Below are 22508 nucleotides of genomic sequence, written 5' to 3' on the forward strand. Positions count from 1 at the left end.
GATTGCTTATGGTAGAAAACTTTACTCCAGTTGACGAAAATGCTTATAAAAGTGATTTAAATGAAGGAATAACAATAGTTGACAAACAGTTTGAAGAAAAAATCAAACTTAGTGTACAAAGCTTAGCCAAAGAGCCCAGTCAAAAAACTATAGATAATATACTTCAATATTCAAAGTCATACAATAAGTAATAACGAAAAAAAGGTCTTCAAAATTTAGAAGACCTTTTTTTATATTCATAAAAAAAGAGCCATCCAACTGGATAGCTCCTTTATATTTAAATAGGATATTAAATATTTTTAGAGAAATTACTTTTTGCTTCCGAAACCTAAGATTCCAAAAACAGTCTTGAAAGCAATGAAAGATGCTACTAAAATAGCAACATTAGCTATTGTAGAAAACAATAAAGTATATTGGTTTAATGCTGTAACCTCATCTGGTACAAATCTAATAAATACACCGATTAAACCGATTACGATAGCAACCGTCAAAGTCACATAATAATGCGTTTCGTTTGCGTTGTTATCAGTAGTTTTTGGTTGTCTATCTGCTGCTCTATTTTCCATGTTAATTAATTGCTATATTTTTCTTCAACAAATGTACAAAGTATATCTACATTTTAAAAATTTTTTACATTTTAAAACTATAGATTTTAGTCTACTCCTAATTATTTTATTATCATTGTGCCAAATTACATATGAAAGCGACACTATTAGTAATCATCACATTAATATATTCTTCATTTGCTTTTGGGCAAGAAGCAGATTTTCAAATCAACAATTTCGAAATAAAAGAAAGCTTAACTTCCAATAGCAAAATTGCTATAATAGCGACGGATTCGTTAGATCAAGCCAAAGAACATATTAATGGCACTTATAAATTTACAATCAACGGTTTCGAGCAAAATTTAGCCTTTCACGGCGGTGTAGCTACGCCTATCCATCCTATCGAAGGTTCTACATTTGTATATTTTAAGCACAAAAATCAAGACAAATCAACAGGTAAGCTTTACTTTTTATACAAAAAAGATACTGAAATTACACCGATCAAAATCAATGGATTACTACTGATTATTATCCCTGCCATACTTTTATTAATAGCATACACATTCAAGCGATTGTTAAGTACCTTTGTGGTATTGGCTATTGTATATGGATATTTTTCTTTCAGTAAAGGATTGTCTGTAGGACATATTCTAGAAAGTGCTTATGAGATAGTAAAAAAAATAATTTAAAAAGGCAATCCAATTCCAAAATTGTACTGAATAAAATTATATCTATCAGGCTTGTGACTATCATAATAAGCATCCTTAAATTCTTTGGCATCAAAGAAATGCTTAATGACCCATTGGTCCTTGCCACTAAACTGCGGGTCTTTTAATTTCAATCCTGCATCTAGTCGCATGGTAAAATAATCCATATCAAAACGCAGCCCAAATCCTGTTCCAATGGCAATCTGTGAAAAGAATTTATTGAATTCTAAAGCACCATTTTGATTTAAGGGATTATCCCTCAATCGCCATATATTTCCCATATCTACAAAGGTAGCTCCATTCAATTTTGCGCCCAAAAAGTTATTAACCATGCGGAATCTATACTCTACATTGGTCTCCAATTTAATCTCTCCCAATTGATCTAGATTACGTAAATTTAAACGCAACTGTTCAGATTGTATACTACTTCTATTATAATTACCTGGCCCCAATGTTCGTGCTTGCCAAGCTCTAATACCATTCATTCCACCTGCAAAGAAGCTTTTTTCAAAGATCAATAATTCGGAGTTATTGCCATAAGGAACAGCCAAACCACCATTAAATCGGAATACAAACTGTCTATTACCTCCTAGATATCTATACAAACGATAATCCACCTCCCCTTTTACATATTGTAAATAAGGAACTTTTAATAACGTTTTTTGATTATCAGCATTTGTTTTGAAATTGAAGAGATGGCTCAATACGCCCAATGTATTTCCACTGACATCCACTGTCCCGCGTATAAATGTAAAATTCTCTAATGATTGTAATTTTGGGGCATTCCAGGTAACAGAATACTGTGATCCTAAACCGAAATATTCTCTATTATTTGACTCTACATACAAGCGATATCCTTCATCAATAAGATTTTGCTTGAATGCTTCATCAAATTTGCCTTGCCTATACTCTAAAACCAATGGCGTATAACTATGCTGTAAGAAAGGCGTCTGCCACCAAGAGTAATTGAGGGTATTAATAAAATATTTGTTAGAATAGGTAGCGTCTTGATTAAACAACTGCAAACTCGAAGAGAAAGTAGTCCTTGGCAATCCATAGCGTGCCGAACTATGATTGGAAAAAGGCAACATCAAACGTGGCACTATTAAGTTTACACCTACTTGAAAATCATTGTTAAATATTTTTTGGGATAAACTACCAGGTAGTCTTGGGTCAAATAACACGCCATATCTCATCTTAACCTCTACCACTTCGGCACCACCAAAAACATTACGATGCGAAAATGTATTACCAATATTAAATCCACTCATCCCGGAGCTAAAAGTAAACTCCCCTTCTACTTGGTTTGACATACGTGCGCGCGGAATCAAATCGTAGGTAACATCCAACAAATTACTGTCCACTTCGGTATAATTGATTTTCACACTTCGAAAACCATTCATCTCATATAGCCTATCATAAGATAGATTTTCATTTGCCAAACTGTATAACTGCCCAGCGCGTAAATACATATATCGAGAAATAGGCTTCAGTCGAAACAATGAGGTATTGTCACGAAATTCGATTTTAGTAGTCGAATCCCGATAGCTATTTGTGGAGACTACTCTATTGTCATGAGGATGAATATTTACACTTACATTATTTATTTTATACACCTGGTGCTTACCCTCATCAGGATTAACCACAGAGAATATCAGATCAGCATTATTGCCTACTACATTAGTATCTACACCGATACGGGTATATTGTCTTAAAAATTTATAATAGCCTTGATCTTTAGCTGCTAAATACAACTTCTCTCTTTCCGCTGTCAATTTAGCACGATCATACTGCTTATCTTTTTTTAATAATGAAGTTGGGTATACTTCTTTGTTGTAAATATCACGTATTGCAGAATCTTGGATTTGATACGAAATGTTATTATAGAAAAAAGGATCGCCCATATTGGCTACAAAATCTATTTTTGCTCTTTTATTTCGTATTGTTAATTCAGGAACAACTGTGGCATTAAAATATCCCTTAGTATGCAAAAAACGCTCTATTTGATTGGCTGAAAGCTCTACTAATGAAGTATCTAAAATATGCGGTGGTTCACCGACTGATCGGATCTTTTCCTTTTTATAGCGTCCGCCTTTAGTATTAAAAATATTATAAATCGTTAGATTAAGCGCTGAATTGGGTCTAATTTCATTTGATATATACGAGGAAGACTGTTCCTTTAGCGCCAATGGAATAGCTGTCATATCAATATGTGTAACTAGCGCTTGATCGGCTTCAACAAATCTTGCAGAACGACAGGACTCGAATATTAGCAACAAAAATGCTATACTTGCATAAAATAAAATAGTTCTTCCTCTAGTAGTCATTTATCAATGTTGTCAAAAGCTCAAATCAGTCATATCAACTCATTACAACAGAAAAAATTCCGTTTACAACATGGTCTTTTTATTGTTGAAGGGATCAAATCTGTTCTTGAATTTGTAAATTCATCGTACAAAGTACAAAAAATATTTTCTACGGCTCAAGCTGCTGCAAAGTTGGGGAAATTACCGCAGATTATAAAGCATGAAGAAATAACAGAAACAGAATTTTCAAAGATAACAAGTCTAAAAACCCCACAGGGCGCACTGGCACTTGTAGAGATACCTACTCAGCCTGAATTTGACCATTCTTTATTAGCTGACAAGCACAGTTTAATCTTAGATGATATCCAAGACCCTGGCAATCTAGGCACGATCATTCGTACTGCAGAATGGTTTGGTATCAAACATATTATTTGTTCTATTGGCACTGTAGATGCCTACAACCCCAAGGTAGTACAAGCCACTATGGGTTCACTTGCGCGTGTTCAAATAGACTATTTGGACATTGAAGAACTCATCGACACGACATCATTACCTACATTTGGCGCATTGCTAGATGGTCAATCAATTTATGAAACTGATTTCACAAATGCCGGATTAATCATAATGGGCAATGAAGGGAATGGTATTCGCAAAGAATTAATTCCAAAGATCAATCAAGCCGTAACTATCCCAAGAATTGGTGCTGCTGAATCATTAAATGTTGCTGTAGCTGCTACCATATTTTGCTCCGAAATAGCAAGACAAAAATTAGATAAGTAAGTTAATGGAAGTTAAAGTAGAAAAATCAATATATACCTTTCAGTTTATATTATTGTGTCTAAGCTCTTTATTGTTTTCTGCGAGTTTCAATATGATAATTCCGGAGCTTCCGAACTACCTAACCACATTAGGTGGTGCAGAGCATAAAGGACTTATTATCGCCCTGTTTACACTTACCGCAGGAATTTCACGACCTTTTAGTGGTAAACTAACCGACCAATGGGGCCGTGTCCCCGTGATGGCTATAGGATCAATAGTATGTGTGCTATGTGGTTTTTTATACCCTATATTAACCACTCTTTCCGGGTTCTTTTTTTTACGCCTTATCCATGGGTTTTCTACAGGATTCAAGCCTACAGCTACCTCTGCCTACGTCGCCGATATTATCCCTTCTAACCGTTGGGGTGAAGCTTTGGGTATGCATGGCTTATGTTTTAGTATTGGTGGTGCTGTTGGCCCTGCTATAGGCAGTTATATAGCCTTTCATTTCGACATCAACACAATGTTTTATACGTCATCCTTATTTGCTTTTTTATCTATTATTATAGTCTTAAATATGAAGGAGACATTGATGACAAAGCGTAAATTTGATGTCAGTATGCTACGTATCAATCGTACAGAAATTATAGAAAAAAGGGCTATCCCTGCTGGCATAGTGACATTATTTTCTTATTCTGCCTATGGTGTTATCCTTACCTTGATACCTGATTGGAGTGAACACCTCGGTATACAAAATAAAGGCTTATTTTTCGCTGCTTATACGATAGCTTCGATTTGTATACGCTTTGTTTCGGGCAAATTAGCAGACAAGCACGGACGTATCAAAGTCATGCTCGTTGGTCTTTTTATTATAAGCTTATCCTTAGCCTTGATCGGTTGGGGCAACAGTATACAAGGCTTGATTATTGGCGCCTGTACGTATGGGATTGGTACCGGAATATTATCCCCTGCACTAAATGCATGGACTATCGATTTATCACTACCACAATATCGAGGTAGAGCGGTAGCGACGATGTATATAGCTTTAGAAATAGGTATAGGTAGTGGCGCGCTATTTGCAGGGTATCTATACAATGATTTCATCTATCGTATTCCCTATATTATGTATGGAAATACAGCCGTAATTTTTATTGCTATATTTTATATATTTTATTGGGATAAAAAGAAGGCTAAAGCAAACTACTAAAGCATTATCTATGGAAAAAGAATTTTCAAAAATACCATATTCTATACAGCTATCGGCACGCTTATTTGCGATTATTCTCATATTGGCAATTGTTTATTATTCGCAAAGCATATTATTACCGATACTTTTTGCAGCTATTATTTCGATTTCATTATTTCCATTAGCCCAATTATTGGAACGACTAAGGATCGGCAAGGCAGCTTCTGCTTTACTTGCCGTCACTGTAGCCATTACTATTATTTCTGCTGTGATATGGTTTATTGTCCATCAAAGCATTATAATAGGCCAAGATGCTACTGCGATTACGAAAAAAGTACTATCTGTACTTGAAGTGGGGGAGCAATGGATAGATAAACAATTTGGAATAGGACGCAATGAGGTATTAAAAAAATTAAAAGAACAAGGTAATAGTTCATTAGAAAATGCTGGCGGAATCATAACAAGCACCTTTGGTTCTATAGGTAATCTCCTAGCTAATTCATTATTAGTCCCTCTTTATAGCTTCTTTATGCTTTATTATAGAGACTTTTTTAGGGAATTTTTCTTTAAAGCATTTAAATCTAGTCCACAGGCCAAAGTAAATGATACATTAAATAAAATATATCAAGTAATACAAAGCTACTTGATGGGCTTAATTACGGTGATGGGCATCGTAGCCCTCCTTAATACTGTTGGGTTAATGGCCTTAGGAATTGACTATGCATGGTTCTTTGGTTCTCTAGCTTCTTTATTGATGTTGTTACCTTATATTGGCATCACCATTGGTTCTATATTACCTGCGTTATTTGCACTAGCTGTCAAAGACAATGCATGGTATGCTATTGGCGTTATTGCTTGGTTTCAAGTTGTCCAATTTCTAGAAGGCAATCTCATCACACCTAATATTGTCGGCAGTAAGGTTAGTATGAACCCCTTGATTGCCATTATAGCGATCCTCGTGGGCGGAATGCTATTTGGCCTTGGCGGTTTGATCCTCGCCTTACCTTTGACTGCTACATTAAAAGTTATCTTTGATGCTATCCCTTCTACTGAAGCATATGGTTTTTTAATAGGTGAACCCGAAAAGGAGCATTTAAAATACAATTCAAAACAAGCATTACTTATAAAATGGGGTATTGTACGAAAAAATAAACGATCCATGAAAACACCTACTACACAGAACAATACAGAAGAGCCTAAAAAATCCGATGTTAGCGAAAAAGAATAGATCTGTCGTGAGAAGATATAGCTACTAGATATTTCTAACTACTAAATCTATAGCCTAATTTTCGCATGGCATTTACTTCAATACTATAGACTCCAAACTCTTCCATCACACGGCCATGTAACTCGTAGAAGCCCATGCCTAAGAATGGATATTGACGTAGTACAGGCGGAAAATGAACTGTATCCAACCAATTACCTTCAGCATCGAGAAATGTACCGAAAGACATACGTTCCTTTTTTATGGTCCACGTATCTTTCGTTGTTACTAACCGACCTATTATCTTTATATTTTGTCCCAGGTATTGTGATAAGTTACCAGCATAAACAGTACCTGTTAAATAGTGCGGATCCAATAATTCAAAAAAATCACCTATCAAAAAACCTAATAAATCAAGCTCTTCCTTCCTATCCTCAAGCCTATCATCTTCAAATGTAGGCAATGTAAATTGTACTGATTCGCTAGCAAATAGTGTTACTTCCGCTTGCTTGTCGACACGTTGCTTATTTCGGAAATTCGATTCCCATAATAATGTTTTCTTATCTACCCCTGTAAAACGAAGTGCACCGATACGGATCAATATATTCAATTGTTCGGGTTTGGGCTGCAATCGCAAGAGCACATCATTGAGATCACGATAAGGCCCTCTACATTTACGTTCTTCTTCTATCTTTCGTCCCAATGTTTCCTCTAAGCCCTGTAGATGAATAAAACCTACATATACCTCATCTCCCTCAATGCTGGTTAGGTATTCACTATGATTCAAACATGGAAGTTGAACTTTCCCACCATTGCGACGAAGCTCATGAAAATAAAACTCCGTGTGGTAGAAACCACCAAAATTATTAATGACAGCGACGTAGAATTCCTTGGGATAATATGTTTTCAAAAATAAACTTTGATAACTTTCGACAGCAAAAGATGCGGAATGCCCCTTTGCAAAAGAATAACCACCAAAGCTCTCCATCTGTCGCCATACCTCCGTGGTCACCGCATCATCATATCCAAAAGCATGACAATTGGCAAAAAACTTCTTTTTCAAATCGTCAAATTTATTCTCAGACCGATATTTACCACTCATTGCGCGGCGCAAAATATCTGCTTCTTCCAGAGAGATGCCCCCAAAATGATGTGCTACCTTGATGACATCCTCTTGATATACCATCACACCATATGTTTCGGAGAGCAGTTCTTTCATCTTAGGATGAAGATATTCTACCTTTTGGGGATCATGATAACGCTCGATATACTGCTTCATCATCCCCGATTGTGCTACACCAGGACGTATAATAGAGCTTGCGGCGACAAGTGTAATATAATCCGAACAGGCCAGCTTTCCTAACAATTGGCGCATGGCAGGACTTTCAATATAAAAGCAGCCTATAGTATTGGCCGTACGAATTTGCTCCGCTAATATAGGATCGTTCAAAAAATCATCTATATTATGTATATCAATGTGCTTCCCTTTATTTTTTAGGATCAAAGCCAATGCATCCTTGATATGACCTAATCCACGCTGACTAAGTATATCCAACTTGTACAAACCTATACGATCTGCCTCAAACATATCCATATGAATCGTCGGAAAGCCTTTTGGTGGCAGTTCAATGACTCCGTATTGACACAATGGTTTTTCAGCAATAAGAACTCCTCCAGCATGTACACTTATATTGGTGGGAAAATCAACCATCAAAGCACCATACTTCTGTATCCATCGTTGTATTTTATCTTGAGCATTCCATTCACGCTGTTTCACCAAGACATCGATCTCCTCTTTAGGTAGTCCAAACACTTTACCCAACTCCCGTACGATGGCGCGTCGTTGCATGGTATTATACATCCCTAATAAGGACACATACTGTCGACCATAACGGACAAACATATATTCAAAAATAGCATCGCGATCTTGCCAAGAGAAATCAATATCAAAGTCAGGAGGAGAAGTACGGTTAGGATTCAAAAAACGCTCAAAATACAAGTCCAATTTTATAGGATCTACATCCGTAATACGCAAACAATAAGCGACGACAGAATTTGCTCCACTACCACGACCAACATGATAAAATCCTTGCTCATTTGCATAGCGCAACATATCCCAAACAATCAAAAAATAAGCGTTAAAATTCTGATCGGCAATCATGTTCAACTCTTTCTCTACACGTTCCAAAGCCTGTTTATCCTTCATGCCATAGCGTATTTTACATCCTTCCAAAGCAAGTTTTCGCAACAAGGCCGCATCATCCTCCGCAGAGCTTGTAAAATACTTTTTATTCTTATCGGTTTGAAACTCCATAGCTATATTACAAGACTTTATAACTTGGATAGTTTTGGAGATAACAAATGGAAAGCGCGCAAATAAGCTTACGATATCTTCCTCAGCATACATAATCTCATTTTTACCCGCTATATCCTCAGGCTTCAATTTGGATAGTAAAGTATTGTGAGCGATAGCACGCAATATACGATGTACGTCGTAGTACGTTTTATCTTGATAGGTCACAGGATGCATGACGACAAAACAATCCCGTCCCTGCGCAAACTGCCAATTCAATTTGCTTATATCATCAATACCTAATCCTATCAATTCATGAGGCCCTAATTCTTCATTCAATTTTTGAGCTGTACACCGATAAATTACCCATACATTATCTAAGGAAAAATTAGGTGTATTCGGAAAATCTTCCTTGCGTTGTTTGTGATACGATAAAAAAGTTTGAATGGCCAAAAGTCCTTCATTATTCTTTGCTAGTAGTACATAACAAAAATCATTGCCATTGCGAATTTCTGCCCCCACAATAGGCTTAATATCCTCTTGAATACATTTCTTCACAAAGTCCCAACAATCGGCAGTAGAATTAATATTCGTAATAGCCAAAGTCTTTACCTGAAGCTCTTTCGCTCGCGCAATCAATTTCTTGGTAGAATATGTACCATAATGAAAACTAAACCAACTCTTACAATTCAAAAACATAGTACAAGATTACGAATTTGAAATCTATTTTACTAAAATTTTTAGCAAAAATACACAAACTAAGCCCTACTTAATCATCATCAATCATCTGCAAATAATAACAAAAGCAAATTTTCACCTACACAGATAGAATAGCTATGTACTAGCATCAACAGATACCAATAAAAAATCAGTAGTGAATGCAATGAATAAGATTGAATACCATTTGAAAATACATTAGGAACATCCTAATAAGGATATTTTATTGCCTTTATCCCGAACAAATAATTCCAAAATTCGTACCTTACGGACATGTTACCTTACATCGACATCCATACGCATCAACATATTGTAGAAAACGAACTTTTTCAAGTTTTAAACACTATAATCGGCAAAGAAGAAGTACCAAATTCTATTTGTTCGGTGGGTATCCACCCTTGGTATTTTGACAATAACCTGGATGAACAATATGCTTTATTAAGAGTAGCTATACAGCAACCAAATGTTATTGCTATTGGAGAATGTGGATTAGATAAAATTTGTAATACCCCTTGGGATAGACAAATTCAAGTTTTTGAGCAACAGATTCAACTCGCCAATACCTCACAAAAGCCTTTGATTATCCACTGTGTACGTGCTTACGAAGAGGTTATATATGTTTTAATGGAACAAAAGGTACAGGTACCTGTTTTATTCCATGGCGTAAATAAGAAGCTTCCCTTAATCCAATCGCTTATCAAATTGGGGTATTATATTAGCTTCGGGGCATTCATCTTAGATGGGCAGCATGACGAAGCCATAAAAACGATAGATTTAACCAAAATTTTCTTAGAAACAGACAATAAATCTACTAATATCATAGATATTTATTCTTACTTTTGTCGCGTTCGAAATATCAGTATTGAACAGCTTAAGCAGCAACTTGTTCAGAATATGTCGAATGTATTCAATTACAAAATAGTACCACAATAGCATCCATGAAAGATTTAGCTTGGTTATCAAGAACAGAAGCATTGATTGGCCGTGAGGCATTAGAAAAATTAGCAAATTCACACGTATTAGTATTAGGTTTAGGCGGTGTTGGTTCCTTTGCTGCGGAATTTATAGCACGCTCTGGTGTCGGAAAGATGACGATCATAGACGGTGACACTGTAGATCCATCGAACCGAAATAGACAATTGCCCGCTTTAGCAACCAATCATGGTGTCTCCAAAGCACAAATCATGAAACAGCGTCTTTTGGATATCAACCCAGAGTTAGACCTAACGGTATACGAAGAATTTATAATCCCTGACCGTGTTGAAAAGCTAATCGCAGAAAAACCTGATTACATCGTTGAAGCTATCGATAGTATCACACCAAAATTATTTCTTATACGTCAAGCTTTTGATGCTAAGATTCCTTTTGTGAGTTCGATGGGAGCTGGAGGAAAAGTAGATCCTACAAAAATAAAAATTGCTGATATTAGCGAGACATACAATTGTAAATTGGCTCACCATATACGTAAGAAACTGCGTAAACACGACATAAGAACGGGAGTTAAGGTCGCTTTCTCTACAGAATTGCACGACAAAGATTCTCTACTATATACGGATGGTACAAACTACAAAAAATCAGCCTACGGTACAATGTCTTACTTACCTGCTGCCTTTGGTGGAGCAATTGCTTCAGTCGCCATTCGAGATTTAATAGATATCAAAACAATATAAAAAAAGCACCAAAGCTAGAAATTGATCTAGCTTTGGTGCTTATGAATACTACCTAACATTAGTATTATTGATTTTATTTCTAAAAGTACTACTTATTCATTTTAACAATAAATTGGCCTAAGGAATAGCCGAAATTATAAATCAAAAATGCGGCTAATAATACAAAGGCTACAACAGCGATATTGGTAATCGTATTCCTACTTATCTTCATAAAGAATAATTTACAATACGCAAAAATAGTATTTTCAATCCTAACTAATATTAATTATTAACACCCCATTTTGAAGGGTACTTTCATTCAAAAATATTAATGATTATATTTATATAAAAGATAATCGTTCAATTAAATAATATCAGCATCATTTTTACCGAAAAATATATCAGTCTTACCGAAGATCTCACTATACTAACCTAAACTTGATATTGAATCTAATTGTACTTATCTACATTTGAAACAGAATCTGAAACACTAAATAAAAAAAGTTATGGCATACAAAGAAACATACAACATTTCGGGAGAAAATTTACTTAAAAAAGTAAAAGATTTATTTAACGAAACTAACGTTACTAAAATCACTATAGCTGACAAAAATGAAAAAGAAATTATAAGCTTCCCGGTATCTATAGGTATTATAGGACTCTTTTTAGCACCAGTATTTGCTGCTGTAGGTGGTATTGCGGCTATCGTAGCAGAGTGTAAGATCATCGTAGAACGCAAGGATGATGAACCTAGCAAAGAGCAGGATACGACAGATGAAGAGGAAATTAATCCTTTAGTTTAATTTTAAAAAAAAATACAAAAATGATATTAATAGCAGTTCTATTTCCGTGGTTATCTTTTTTCTTAAGAGGGAAAATTATTAGAGGCTTTTTATGTCTAATATTACAAATAACATTAATCGGCTGGTTGCCCGCTGCTATTTGGGCAGTAGCATCACAGTTAGACGCTAGAAATAAAAAACGTATTAAAGATCTTCAATACAACGTACAATACAAATAACGTTTATTGTTTAGTTTAGTTAGAAAGGTCCGATCGTTTCTCTCAAAAACATCGGACCTATTTGTTATATTATTACAGGTATATTATTTGGCAATGATTTCTTGAATTTCATTGATAATTTTTTGCGCAACAGCTTCTGCTGCCTCTGCCGATGGTCCTTCCGAATAGATACGAATAATAGGTTCCGTATTTGATTTACGCAAGTGTACCCATTCATTTTCAAAATCAATTTTCAAGCCATCAATAATAGAATGATTTTCGTGTGCATATTTTGCTTGCATAGCAGACAATAAAGCATCAATATCTAAGTCTGGGGTCAACGTAATTTTATTCTTTGACATGTAATACTGAGGCAACTCGGCACGATAAGTAGAAATCTTAGTACCCAATTTTGCTAAATGAGACAATAAAATCGCTACACCTACCAAAGCATCACGTCCATAATGTGAAGCAGGATAAATCACACCACCATTACCTTCACCACCGATTATCGCATCTACTTCTTTCATCTTGGTAACGACATTTACTTCACCGACAGCAGCAGCGAAGTATTCACCACCATGTTTCAATGTCACATCGCGCAGTGCACGTGTAGAAGAAAGGTTGGATACTGTGTTCCCTTTTTTATTAGCAAGAATATAATCTGCAACAGCTACTAATGTATACTCTTCACCAAATAATTCGCCATCTTCCATCATAAATACAAGACGATCGACATCCGGATCAACAGCAATACCTAAATCAGCACCATTAGCTAATACCGCAGCAGAAAGATCTGTCAAATGCTCTTTTAGAGGCTCTGGATTGTGCGGAAACTTCCCATTAGGCTCACAGTGAATTTTAAAAATTGTCTGTACTCCTAAAGCTTCAAGCAAAGCGGGAATAAAAATACCACCTGTACTATTAACAGCATCTACAGCGACCTTAAAATTGGCCTTTTTAATCGCTTCAACATCAACATATTCTAACGCTAGAACTGCATCTATATGCTTTTGCAAATAGCTCTCATCATATTTTACAGTTCCTAAATCTTGCACTTCTGCAAAATCAAAATCCAAACTGTCACCTAAAGCCAATACTTCTTGACCTTCGATATCAGAAATAAATTCACCTTTATGATTTAATAACTTCAAAGCATTCCATTGCCCAGGATTATGTGAAGCAGTCAAAATAATACCACCAGCAGCATTTTCCAATGGAACAGCAATCTCTACAGTTGGAGTAGTAGACAATCCTAGATCAATAACCTCAGCACCTATACTTTGTAAAGCACCAATCACTAGATTATTTACCATCTCACCAGATTCACGTGCATCACGTCCTACAACAAATTTTTTATTACCTGTTTTCTGCATTAAAATTTTCCCATATGATGCTGTAAATTTTACAATATCAATTGGGGTCAAACCTTCTCCAGCACGTCCACCTATGGTACCACGAATTCCAGAAATTGATTTTATTAAAGTCATATTTTTGATTTATTTAAGAAGCCATAAAAATAGGTATTCTTAAATAAATTCAAGTTATTTCTCTAATATAAAAACAAAAACATATCTTTGTTGCAACATTGTGTATTTTAAATACTAAAGATTTATTATTTTAGATCATAAATAAAACAGAAATCAACCTAAATACACAAATTTACAACTTATGTTAGATCAACTTATTCAATTCGATAAGGAGTTTTTCCTCGCTATAAATCAAGGGCTGAGTAATCCGGTATTTGATTGGTTACTTCCAATTTTACGTAATCCGTTTACATGGGCACCGCTCTATTTGTTTATCATTATTTTCTTAATCAAGCATTATGGAAAGATGGGAATACTTATCGTTGCATGCATCTTAATAAATTTTGCAGCTACAGATGGTATCTCCTCACATTTAATCAAAAAAAATATCAAAAGAATACGTCCGTGTAATGATATAGAATTTAAACATGATGTAAACGTAAGAGTACGCTGTGGTTCTGGATTTAGCTTCACTAGTTCCCATGCCACTAATCACTTTGGTATGGCTGTATTTTTGATCGTTTTACTACGTCGCAAGTGGAGACATATAGTCTGGATAGGTCTTGCATGGGCATTTATGATCTCTATATCGCAAATATATGTAGGCGTCCATTACCCTATAGATATATTATGTGGAGCACTACTTGGTTCATTAATTGGATTTATTAACGGTAATATTTTCAAGCGATTTGTACCATCCTTTTTTGAAAACAAAACTGTACTATAAATAACGCATATGACTCCTTTTTTAATTGTAGCTATTCTCTTCATCTCTGCTTTCATCAGTGGATTATCGGTATTCTTTGTAAAGAGAAACAATGCAAATTTTCTAAAGTTAATTCTTTCTTTTAGTGGTGCCTATTTGTTTGCTATAACCGTATTACATCTTATTCCACACGTCTATCATGCCGGAGGCAATACGAGTCCAGAAGTGATCGGCTTATACATCTTGGGTGGTTTTATTTTCCAACTGTTATTAGAACAATTTTCTCAAGGTATTGAACATGGCCATATTCATCATGACGAAAACGCAGGTTTTCCTATTGGTATCATGATTAGTTTATGTTTACATGCTTTCTTGGAAGGAATGCCTTTAGTATCGGGTCATAAGAACGAATTAGTCTTTGGTATTGCTATACATCATATCCCTGCAGCCTTCGCTTTAGGTAGCTTATTACTAAATACATCATTACGTAAAAACAAAATCGTAATCATGTTATTTATTTTCGCCGCTATGACGCCAATGGGATATTTGACAAGTAAAGCATTAAGTCAAGGTGAAGTGAGCAATATTTCACAGTATTTTGATAAGATAATGGCAGTTGTAATTGGTATATTCTTACATATTTCAACGACAATCTTATTTGAATCAGGCTCTGCAGATCATCACCATTTCAACAAGAAAAAAATGGCTGCGGTATTTTTAGGAATTGCTGTTTCACTTACTACATTTTTAATTCCGAGTCATGATCATGGTGACCATGAAGGACATAATCATGAGTCAGCTATTCCCAATACAGAGATAAAAGCACACGACAATCAGCATGGTGAAGGACATACGCATGAAGATCATAGCGACCATAATCATGAAGATCACAGTGACCATAATCATGATGATCATAGCGACCATAATCATTAAAATATAAATAACTACTCTCCTCTTAGCTTATCTAACAATTGGCTAAGCTGGAGAGCTTCAGTTTCCGTTATATTTTGAAAAAGGATATCACCCAGTATCATATCTTCTTCCAAAGATGCTAAAAGCTTCATTCCTAATTCAGTGATCATTAGATCAACGATTCTCTTATCAGCAACATTTTGGGCTCGTACAACCAAGTTTTTTAAGACCAATCTTTCTACCAATCTAGAGATATCAGGAGTTGAATTAATCATCCTTTTCTTGACTAAAGTATTAGAAATTGGATTTGGAAATTGCCCTCTTAAAATACGCAAAACATTAAATTGTTGCAAAGTAATATCTTTGCGATTTGCGCGCAATTCTAACTCTTTGATCAACCAATTATTCGTCAATAATATATTGATTGTTGTCTTATGCCATTCATTTTTAAAATGGCTAATTTTAACTTGGTTATTAAAGCTCATCATTTATAATGAATCTAAATAATACATTTATTTGACAGAAAAATAAGCTCAAAAATGGCTCTATTTAACTATCTTTGCTTAGCAAATAGGTTATTGACACTCGTAAAGTTACAAATTAATTATTATGCAAAATAAAATATCTTTGAACAAACTAAAAAGAGGAGATATAGCGACAATTATTTCTTTTGAAGATAGTAATTTACCGGCTAAGTTCTTCGAATTGGGATTTATGCCAGGTGCAAAGATTGAAATAAAGCACAAAGCTCCTTTAAATGGGCCTATTTGTGTCAATATCATTCAAAACAATACTTTAATTGCCCTTAGAGTAACAGAAGCTTGCACTATTCTGACTGATAAAATATAATGAAAAAAAAAACTATATCGTTACTTGGTAACCCCAATGTAGGAAAAACATCTTTGTTTAATCGTATTACAAAGCTCAATCAAAAAGTAGGTAACTACCCAGGCATTACAGTAGAAAAAAGAGAAGGAAAAATTACCGCTAATGGTAATGAATATCATATCATTGACCTACCAGGAACATATACACTTTTTCCAAATTCGCTTGATGAAGAGGTTGTTCTACGTACATTTATCAACAAAGAAAATAGTGATTATCCTGATTTAGTAGTTGTCGTTTCTGAACCTAATACCTTAAATAGAGGAATAGTAATATATCAACAAGTACGAGAATCTGGCTTGCCGGCGATATTTGTAGTAAATATGGAAGATGAGTTAGAGGACAAAGGGATAAAAATAGATTATCCTAAACTCGAAAAATATCTTCAAACAAAAGTCTTAACAACAGATGCTCGTAATGGTAAAGGAATTGACACATTAATTGAGAATTTTGAACTACAAGTTCCACCCTATTTCGGTGCTCTAGAATTACCTTCAGAATTTTCACCTGCACTAGAAGAAGCAAAAAAAATATTCCCCTTAGAAACAGAGTATAAGACCTGGCTTCATTTGGCACAAGAAGAAGCTGTAGGTCTTAGTGATGATTCAATAGCGCAATTAAAAGCAATTCGCACAAAATATAACATCACTACACAGCAACTTCAAAAAGAAGAAGCTATACTTCGTCACAAAAATATAAACAAAGAATTTGAGAATTTCGTTCAGAAATCTGAGAATAAGAAATTATCAAATACTGAAAAAATAGATAATATCCTTTTACATCCTGTATTTGGTTATATTATATTTTTCGGGATTTTATTTTTCATATTTCAGGCTGTATACGCTTGGTCAGGTCCGCTGATGGATGGTGTAGATAATACATTCTCATCTTTGGGTGAATATGTCGCTACTATCCTGCCAGAAGGACCTCTTAATAGCTTAATAGTCAACGGCATCATAGCGGGTATCGGAGGGATAATTATCTTTTTACCGCAGATTATCATTTTATTTTTGTTTATATCCCTAATGGAAGAAACGGGGTATATGAGCCGTGTGGTATTTCTAATGGATCGCTGGTTAAAACCATTTGGTCTTAATGGGAAATCCGTTATTCCTTTGATGTCAGGAGCAGCATGTGCTATTCCCGCGGTAATGTCAGCTCGAAACATTGAGAATCCTAAAGAGCGCTTACTGACAATGTTAGTAACCCCTTTTATGACTTGTGCAGCGCGTTTGCCTATATATATCGTTATTATTGGATTAGTTATTCCTGACGAGAAGTTTTTAGGTTTCAACTTACAAGGAATTACTTTATTTGGGATGTATATATTAGGCGTTATAGGTGCTTTATTTTCGGCTTTAATTCTTAACAAAATCATCAAATCGGTTCGTAAATCATTCTTAATATTCGAATTACCAATTTACAAAGCTCCAGATTGGAAAAATGTCTTGAATACTGTATGGGAAAAATCATCAGGATTTCTAATTGATGCTGGTAAAATTATTTTGGCTATTTCAATTATACTTTGGGTATTAGGGAATTTTGGCCCTAATGATAAATTCTCAAACCCAGAAAAATATATAGCATTAGAAAATCCACATTATACAGAAGAGCAAATTGAAGATGATATAATCGCATTCAAAACTGAATACTCCTATTTAGGCTATCTAGGTAGAGGTATAGAGCCTGCGATAAAACCACTCGGATATGACTGGAAAATAGGTATAGGTTTATTAGCATCCTTTGTGGCACGCGAGGTATTTGTAGGTACTGTAGCTGTAGTTTATTCACTAGGTGATGAAATAGATATTGAGGATGAAGGACAAAAGCAAACATTATTGGATCGTATGCGTTCTGAAATAAATAGAAATACTGGAATGCAGACTTATAATTTTGCTACAGGAGTATCGTTATTATTATTTTATGCATTTGCAATGCAATGTATGGCTACAATAGGTGTGGTACGCAAGGAAACAGGCTCATGGTCATGGACATTAATTCAAACAGGATTTATGACAGGCTTAGCTTATTTCACAGCATTGATAGCCTATCAACTTTTAAAATAAGTTACTATGTCACTACAATTACAATATATCATCATTGCAATAATCTTCATTATTGCTGTGACATTCGTGATTAAGAAATTTATACCCTCAAAAGATAAAACTCCGGGCTGCGGAAAAAATTGCGGCTGTGATCATACGATGCAAAAAAAATAAGTATTCAATGAAGGTGTCCCAAGAGGACACCTTCATTGAATACTTAAAACAAAGAAAGCTGATGGTCACTAGATTTGACTATTTCTACATCATAAAAATTAGAAATAGAAAGTCCTATTAATCTTACTCTTTTATTATCTAATTCTATCTTGGTTAAAAGACTACATGCTGCTTCAAATAATTGTTCCAAATTAGTATAATAGAGCGCATTTGTACCCCCTCTAGTTACCTGTATAAAATCAGAATACTTAATCTTTAAAGTCAAGGTCCTTCCAATTATAGATTTTGCAGACATCCGCTTTTCCAATTTGACACAAATCACCATTAACTCTTCTTTTACTTCTGCTATGCTCCTTAAATCAGCGCTATAAGTATCTTCTACACCTATTGATTTCGCAATACGATTGGGACGTACGGGTCTATTATCATCACCCCTTACCATATCGTAAAAAAAAAGACCTGATTTACCAAAATAGGTATGCAATTGGTCTTTAGAAAAAAACTTTAAGTCTTTACCGCAAAATATACCTTTAGCTTTCATTTTTGCAGCAGTGACCTTCCCTACGCCAAAAAACTTTTCGATAGGCAATGCCTCTAAAAAAGATACAATCTTTGAAGGCCCAATAAAAGTAATACCGTCTGGCTTATTATAATCAGACGCTATCTTGGCCACAAATTTATTTATGGAAACACCTGCAGACGCAGTCAAATTTAACTCCACTTTGATGGCATTTCGGATTTGCTGCGCAATATCTATAGCAGATCCTATACCCAATTTATCTTCAGTAACATCGAGAAATGCTTCATCCAACGAAAGCGGTTCAATCAAATCAGTATACCGTGCAAATATAGCGCGAATATGCTGCGATACTTCCTTGTATACCTCAAATCTTGGAGATACAAATATAAGTTCTGGACATAATAGTAATGCCTGACGAGAAGACATAGCTGATCTCACACCAAATTTCCGAGCTTCATAACTTGCTGTTGCTACTACACCTCTACCATCAGGCGATCCTCCCACAGCTATCGCTTTACCTAATAACGCTGGAAAATCACGTTGCTCGACAGAGGCGTAGAATGAATCCATATCTATATGGATAATTTTTCTCATTTTCACCCTCCATAATTCATTTAAATATAATTACCGTATTTAATATTTTCACTTCCCTAGATTAAGAAATTGTTAACTAATTATTATAAATAAGTTATAATCTGCAAATATCTTTCATCTACGTCTGAGAATAGTATCTTTGTGTAAAGATAATGTTAACTAACAATATGTTAACACCTAAAATTCGTTATATTTATAGATTTGCAAAATACTACGCTCAATTATGAAACTCATTTACGCAGCTTTAGCCACGACATTTGTCACAGCATTATTTAATAATGTTAAAGCACAAGAACGTGATGATCGCGCGACGATTCTAAATTTTAAAGGTATCCAATATACGTCTAAAGACTCCCTTTTCTATACCAATTTTAGGTTTAGAATGCAAAATAGAGCAGGATATTCTCATGTTTTAAATGGCGAAGACAACAATAAATTTGACGCAAGAGTTCGTCGTTTACGTATGCGTATGGATGGTTATATTTATACTCCAAAAATATCATATTCAGTTCAATTAGCTTTTACCAGAGGAGATCAAGATTTTGATGATACTGGGGTAGCTAATATTGTACGTGATGCCGTAATATTTTATAACTTCACCGATGATATATACATTTCATTTGGACAAAATAAATTACCCGGAAATCGCCAACGCGTTAATTCATCTGGACAACTTCAATTTTCTGATCGCTCATTAGTAAATAGTATTTTCACTTTAGATCGTGATTTTGGTGTAAGTTTTAACCTAAGTAAAAAAATAGGGCAACTACCATTCAATGCAAAAGTCGCCATATCTACAGGTGAAGGAAGACCCGCACAATCTACCGACGACGGTCTTGCTTATACAGGTCGTTTAGAATTTCTACCACTAGGCACATTTACAAATGCTGGTGATTACTCAGAAGGGGATATAGAGCGGGAGAAAAAGCCGAAAGTTTCCATCGGCGGTGGTTACAGTTATAATGAAAATACAATCCGAAGAGGTGGCCAAACGGGACGTTATGTAGCAAATCCTTTTGACCTAACAACCATATTTGCTGATGCTATCTTCAAATACCAAGGCTTTGCTTATCAAGCCGAATATATGCGTCATAATACCGACACACCACTTAATATGACTACAGATGATACTCCTAAAGAAACATATATTTATAAAGGATGGGGATTAAACCAACAAACGTCTTATTTATTAAATCATGGATATGAAATCGCAGGACGATATACATTTGTACAACCCGATGCTGAAATAGCACAATTTGAAGACCAAACCGAAATCATCGAATTGGGTATAACAAAATATATGAAAGCGCATCGATTAAAATTTCAACTAAATGGCAATTATACTTTTAAGGATGGTGCCTTTAATAATTTTAACAAAAAGAGCTCTTGGGGTGCTATGTTCCAAGTAGAACTCGGTATATAAAATAGGATATTAGCGCAATAATAAAATCCATTATAATTAAAAATTATAATGGATTTTATTATTGCGCTATTTTATGAATCCAATATTGGAAATTCATGTACAGAAAGTAACTTCTGATACCGTTGATATTTTTTAAAAAAGTAAATTTCTATACTTTTTAAATATGGAATATTAACACCTTATTCATCCTTGCCTAAAAAGAATACTTATCTTTAGCTTTTTAATTCAATAAAGAATGAAATATTATATCATAGCAGGAGAAACATCTGGAGACCTTCATGGTGCCAACTTGATTAAAGCATTAAGAAAAGAAGATCCTGATGCCGTATTCAAAATTGTTGGCGGTAACCAAATGCAAGAAGCAGCAGATCAAACAGCATTGATACATACTTCTGAAATGGCATTTATGGGCTTCGTTGAAGTGATTAAAAATTTAGGAACAATTGCGAAAAATTTAAAAAAAGTAAAAGCTGATATCGATACCTTCCAACCCGATACTGTTATACTTATTGATTTCCCAGGATTCAATTTAAAAATTGCCGCATATGCCAAACAGCATCATATAAAAACATGCTATTATATCTCTCCAAAAATATGGGCTTGGAATCAAGGCAGAGTTCACAAAATAAAAAGAATTGTCGATCATATGTTCTGTATTCTACCATTTGAAGTAGATTTCTACAAAAAATTTAATATGAAAGTAGATTATGTAGGTAATCCGTTATTAGATGCTATTTCTACCTACCGTTACAATTCGAATTTTAGAGCTGACAATCAACTTTCCGACTTACCCATCATCGCATTATTACCCGGTAGTCGTAAGATGGAAATTGAAGAAATATTACCCGATATGGTTGATTTATATTTTTCATTTCCTAAGCATCAACTAGTCATTGCGGGAGCACAAAACTTTGATCACTCCTATTACAAAAAATATATCGGTGATTTGAATATTCCTGTTGTATTTGATCAAACTTATGATTTATTAAAAAATGCAGATGCTGCCGTTGTCACTAGTGGTACAGCAACATTAGAAACAGGTATTTTAAAAGTTCCACAGGTTGTGGTATACAAAGCGAATCCTCTTTCAGTTTGGTTGGCTCGAAAATTGATTAAAGTAAACTTTATATCGTTAGTAAACCTGATAAATGGATATTTATCGGTGATAGAATTAATCCAAAAGGATTGTAATTCGTCTAACATAAAAGATGAAATTGGCAAAATAATTACGGAGCCCCAACATAAAGCAAGTATAATGGAAAATTATGACTTGTTAGCCGAAAAAATAGGTTTACCAGGAGCTTCTGAAAGAACTGCCAAATTGATTGTACAATACATAAGCAAATAATGGCAC

The 22508-nt window shown here is 34.8% G+C and carries 23 protein-coding genes; 16 read left to right on the forward strand and 7 right to left on the reverse strand.

What is annotated here, in order from left to right; genetic code table 11:
- The first annotated feature begins 8 nt into the window (after positions 1-8).
- The gene (locus tag IP023_RS01405; protein WP_241788461.1) at positions 9-191 is read left to right on the forward strand and encodes a hypothetical protein; all 183 of its coding nucleotides are present in this window, start codon (positions 9-11) and stop codon (positions 189-191) included.
- Positions 192-308: 117 nt separating this feature from the next.
- Here the strand turns inward: IP023_RS01405 and IP023_RS01410 are convergent, their stop codons facing one another.
- On the reverse strand, positions 309-566 hold the full coding sequence (locus IP023_RS01410; protein ID WP_241788462.1) for a hypothetical protein: 258 nt from the start codon (positions 564-566) through the stop codon (positions 309-311).
- A 131-nt stretch (positions 567-697) separates the two neighbouring features.
- Here IP023_RS01410 and IP023_RS01415 point away from each other — a divergent pair, with 131 nt between their 5' ends.
- Positions 698-1234, forward strand: coding sequence for a hypothetical protein (locus tag IP023_RS01415; RefSeq protein ID WP_241788463.1), 537 nt, complete (start codon positions 698-700; stop codon positions 1232-1234).
- On the opposite strand, the gene tamL is transcribed toward IP023_RS01415, so the two are convergent.
- Positions 1231-3579, reverse strand: a complete 2349-nt coding sequence (gene tamL, locus IP023_RS01420; protein WP_241788464.1) for a translocation and assembly module lipoprotein TamL — start codon at positions 3577-3579, stop codon at positions 1231-1233. The genes IP023_RS01415 and tamL overlap by 4 nt on opposite strands.
- A gap of 6 nt (positions 3580-3585) precedes the next feature.
- Here tamL and IP023_RS01425 point away from each other — a divergent pair, with 6 nt between their 5' ends.
- Genes IP023_RS01425 through IP023_RS01435 form a run of 3 tightly spaced genes read left to right on the forward strand, consistent with a single transcriptional unit; the run spans position 3586 to position 6731 of the window.
- On the forward strand, positions 3586-4338 hold the full coding sequence (locus IP023_RS01425) for a TrmH family RNA methyltransferase (RefSeq protein ID WP_241788465.1): 753 nt from the start codon (positions 3586-3588) through the stop codon (positions 4336-4338).
- 4 nt (positions 4339-4342) lie between these two features.
- Positions 4343-5524 carry an MFS transporter gene (locus IP023_RS01430; RefSeq protein ID WP_241788466.1) on the forward strand — a complete coding sequence of 394 codons (1182 nt, stop codon included), beginning with the start codon at positions 4343-4345 and terminating at the stop codon, positions 5522-5524.
- A 10-nt stretch (positions 5525-5534) separates the two neighbouring features.
- A complete protein-coding gene (locus IP023_RS01435) occupies positions 5535-6731 on the forward strand; it encodes an AI-2E family transporter (protein ID WP_241788467.1) in 1197 nt (398 codons plus the stop codon).
- A 34-nt stretch (positions 6732-6765) separates the two neighbouring features.
- Here the strand turns inward: IP023_RS01435 and IP023_RS01440 are convergent, their stop codons facing one another.
- Positions 6766-9699, reverse strand: a complete 2934-nt coding sequence (locus tag IP023_RS01440; protein WP_241788468.1) for a DNA polymerase III subunit alpha — start codon at positions 9697-9699, stop codon at positions 6766-6768.
- Between the two features lie 291 nt (positions 9700-9990).
- Between IP023_RS01440 and IP023_RS01445 the strand changes: the two genes are divergently transcribed.
- Both IP023_RS01445 and IP023_RS01450 read left to right on the forward strand, forming a co-directional pair.
- On the forward strand, positions 9991-10650 hold the full coding sequence (locus tag IP023_RS01445; RefSeq protein WP_241788469.1) for a TatD family hydrolase: 660 nt from the start codon (positions 9991-9993) through the stop codon (positions 10648-10650).
- A gap of 5 nt (positions 10651-10655) precedes the next feature.
- Complete coding sequence (locus IP023_RS01450; RefSeq protein ID WP_241788470.1) at positions 10656-11387, forward strand: tRNA threonylcarbamoyladenosine dehydratase; 732 nt, start codon at positions 10656-10658, stop codon at positions 11385-11387.
- 88 nt (positions 11388-11475) lie between these two features.
- Here IP023_RS01450 and IP023_RS15805 read toward each other — a convergent pair whose 3' ends face one another.
- Positions 11476-11598, reverse strand: coding sequence for a hypothetical protein (locus tag IP023_RS15805; protein WP_262914363.1), 123 nt, complete (start codon positions 11596-11598; stop codon positions 11476-11478).
- Positions 11599-11872: 274 nt separating this feature from the next.
- Between IP023_RS15805 and IP023_RS01455 the strand changes: the two genes are divergently transcribed.
- Both IP023_RS01455 and IP023_RS01460 read left to right on the forward strand, forming a co-directional pair.
- Positions 11873-12169: a DUF4342 domain-containing protein gene (locus tag IP023_RS01455; protein WP_241788471.1), complete on the forward strand. Its 297-nt coding sequence runs from the start codon at positions 11873-11875 to the stop codon at positions 12167-12169.
- A 20-nt stretch (positions 12170-12189) separates the two neighbouring features.
- Positions 12190-12387, forward strand: a complete 198-nt coding sequence (locus tag IP023_RS01460) for a YqaE/Pmp3 family membrane protein (protein ID WP_241788472.1) — start codon at positions 12190-12192, stop codon at positions 12385-12387.
- An 83-nt stretch (positions 12388-12470) separates the two neighbouring features.
- On the opposite strand, the gene glmM is transcribed toward IP023_RS01460, so the two are convergent.
- Positions 12471-13856, reverse strand: coding sequence for a phosphoglucosamine mutase (glmM, locus tag IP023_RS01465; protein WP_241788473.1), 1386 nt, complete (start codon positions 13854-13856; stop codon positions 12471-12473).
- Positions 13857-14037: 181 nt separating this feature from the next.
- Here glmM and IP023_RS01470 point away from each other — a divergent pair, with 181 nt between their 5' ends.
- Both IP023_RS01470 and IP023_RS01475 read left to right on the forward strand, forming a co-directional pair.
- A complete protein-coding gene (locus IP023_RS01470; protein ID WP_241788474.1) occupies positions 14038-14622 on the forward strand; it encodes a phosphatase PAP2 family protein in 585 nt (194 codons plus the stop codon).
- 9 nt (positions 14623-14631) lie between these two features.
- A complete protein-coding gene (locus IP023_RS01475; protein WP_317224521.1) occupies positions 14632-15534 on the forward strand; it encodes a ZIP family metal transporter in 903 nt (300 codons plus the stop codon).
- A gap of 11 nt (positions 15535-15545) precedes the next feature.
- On the opposite strand, the gene IP023_RS01480 is transcribed toward IP023_RS01475, so the two are convergent.
- The gene (locus tag IP023_RS01480) at positions 15546-16001 is read right to left on the reverse strand and encodes a MarR family winged helix-turn-helix transcriptional regulator (protein WP_241788475.1); all 456 of its coding nucleotides are present in this window, start codon (positions 15999-16001) and stop codon (positions 15546-15548) included.
- A 121-nt stretch (positions 16002-16122) separates the two neighbouring features.
- Here IP023_RS01480 and IP023_RS01485 point away from each other — a divergent pair, with 121 nt between their 5' ends.
- The 3 genes from IP023_RS01485 to IP023_RS15920 are packed head-to-tail and all read left to right on the forward strand — an operon-like array spanning position 16123 to position 18617.
- On the forward strand, positions 16123-16362 hold the full coding sequence (locus IP023_RS01485) for a FeoA family protein (RefSeq protein WP_241788476.1): 240 nt from the start codon (positions 16123-16125) through the stop codon (positions 16360-16362).
- Positions 16362-18464 (forward strand): ferrous iron transport protein B, encoded by a 2103-nt coding sequence (gene feoB, locus IP023_RS01490; protein ID WP_241788477.1) that lies wholly within the window; start codon positions 16362-16364, stop codon positions 18462-18464. The genes IP023_RS01485 and feoB overlap by 1 nt, the downstream gene beginning before the upstream one ends.
- 6 nt (positions 18465-18470) lie before the next feature.
- On the forward strand, positions 18471-18617 hold the full coding sequence (locus IP023_RS15920) for a FeoB-associated Cys-rich membrane protein (protein ID WP_394801841.1): 147 nt from the start codon (positions 18471-18473) through the stop codon (positions 18615-18617).
- A gap of 43 nt (positions 18618-18660) precedes the next feature.
- Here IP023_RS15920 and dinB read toward each other — a convergent pair whose 3' ends face one another.
- Positions 18661-19731, reverse strand: coding sequence for a DNA polymerase IV (gene dinB / locus IP023_RS01495; RefSeq protein WP_241788478.1), 1071 nt, complete (start codon positions 19729-19731; stop codon positions 18661-18663).
- Positions 19732-19954: 223 nt separating this feature from the next.
- Here dinB and IP023_RS01500 point away from each other — a divergent pair, with 223 nt between their 5' ends.
- A complete protein-coding gene (locus IP023_RS01500; protein ID WP_241788479.1) occupies positions 19955-21154 on the forward strand; it encodes a porin in 1200 nt (399 codons plus the stop codon).
- Positions 21155-21389: 235 nt separating this feature from the next.
- Positions 21390-22502, forward strand: a complete 1113-nt coding sequence (lpxB, locus tag IP023_RS01505) for a lipid-A-disaccharide synthase (RefSeq protein WP_241788480.1) — start codon at positions 21390-21392, stop codon at positions 22500-22502.
- Positions 22503-22508: the final 6 nt, after the last annotated feature.

The sequence above is a fragment of the Sphingobacterium rhinopitheci genome (assembly GCF_022627575.1).
Taxonomy (GTDB): Bacteria; Bacteroidota; Bacteroidia; order Sphingobacteriales; family Sphingobacteriaceae; genus Sphingobacterium; species Sphingobacterium rhinopitheci.

Excerpts from the sequence above, each read along its gene's own strand:
- IP023_RS01470 (WP_241788474.1), top strand. The coding sequence starts at position 14,038 with ATGTTAGATCAACTTATTCAATTCGATAAGGAGTTTTTCCTCGCTATA.
- IP023_RS01430 (WP_241788466.1), top strand. The coding sequence starts at position 4,343 with ATGGAAGTTAAAGTAGAAAAATCAATATATACCTTTCAGTTTATATTA.
- dinB (WP_241788478.1), bottom strand. The coding sequence starts at position 19,731 with ATGAGAAAAATTATCCATATAGATATGGATTCATTCTACGCCTCTGTC.
- IP023_RS01485 (WP_241788476.1), top strand. The coding sequence starts at position 16,123 with ATGCAAAATAAAATATCTTTGAACAAACTAAAAAGAGGAGATATAGCG.
- IP023_RS01440 (WP_241788468.1), bottom strand. The coding sequence starts at position 9,699 with ATGTTTTTGAATTGTAAGAGTTGGTTTAGTTTTCATTATGGTACATAT.
- IP023_RS01500 (WP_241788479.1), top strand. The coding sequence starts at position 19,955 with ATGAAACTCATTTACGCAGCTTTAGCCACGACATTTGTCACAGCATTA.
- IP023_RS01450 (WP_241788470.1), top strand. The coding sequence starts at position 10,656 with ATGAAAGATTTAGCTTGGTTATCAAGAACAGAAGCATTGATTGGCCGT.
- IP023_RS15805 (WP_262914363.1), bottom strand. The coding sequence starts at position 11,598 with ATGAAGATAAGTAGGAATACGATTACCAATATCGCTGTTGTAGCCTTT.
- IP023_RS01410 (WP_241788462.1), bottom strand. The coding sequence starts at position 566 with ATGGAAAATAGAGCAGCAGATAGACAACCAAAAACTACTGATAACAAC.
- feoB (WP_241788477.1), top strand. The coding sequence starts at position 16,362 with ATGAAAAAAAAAACTATATCGTTACTTGGTAACCCCAATGTAGGAAAA.
- IP023_RS01415 (WP_241788463.1), top strand. The coding sequence starts at position 698 with ATGAAAGCGACACTATTAGTAATCATCACATTAATATATTCTTCATTT.
- IP023_RS01445 (WP_241788469.1), top strand. The coding sequence starts at position 9,991 with ATGTTACCTTACATCGACATCCATACGCATCAACATATTGTAGAAAAC.
- IP023_RS01475 (WP_317224521.1), top strand. The coding sequence starts at position 14,632 with ATGACTCCTTTTTTAATTGTAGCTATTCTCTTCATCTCTGCTTTCATC.
- lpxB (WP_241788480.1), top strand. The coding sequence starts at position 21,390 with ATGAAATATTATATCATAGCAGGAGAAACATCTGGAGACCTTCATGGT.
- tamL (WP_241788464.1), bottom strand. The coding sequence starts at position 3,579 with ATGACTACTAGAGGAAGAACTATTTTATTTTATGCAAGTATAGCATTT.
- IP023_RS01480 (WP_241788475.1), bottom strand. The coding sequence starts at position 16,001 with ATGATGAGCTTTAATAACCAAGTTAAAATTAGCCATTTTAAAAATGAA.
- IP023_RS01460 (WP_241788472.1), top strand. The coding sequence starts at position 12,190 with ATGATATTAATAGCAGTTCTATTTCCGTGGTTATCTTTTTTCTTAAGA.
- IP023_RS01435 (WP_241788467.1), top strand. The coding sequence starts at position 5,535 with ATGGAAAAAGAATTTTCAAAAATACCATATTCTATACAGCTATCGGCA.
- IP023_RS01425 (WP_241788465.1), top strand. The coding sequence starts at position 3,586 with ATGTTGTCAAAAGCTCAAATCAGTCATATCAACTCATTACAACAGAAA.
- IP023_RS15920 (WP_394801841.1), top strand. The coding sequence starts at position 18,471 with ATGTCACTACAATTACAATATATCATCATTGCAATAATCTTCATTATT.
- IP023_RS01455 (WP_241788471.1), top strand. The coding sequence starts at position 11,873 with ATGGCATACAAAGAAACATACAACATTTCGGGAGAAAATTTACTTAAA.
- glmM (WP_241788473.1), bottom strand. The coding sequence starts at position 13,856 with ATGACTTTAATAAAATCAATTTCTGGAATTCGTGGTACCATAGGTGGA.
- IP023_RS01405 (WP_241788461.1), top strand. The coding sequence starts at position 9 with ATGGTAGAAAACTTTACTCCAGTTGACGAAAATGCTTATAAAAGTGAT.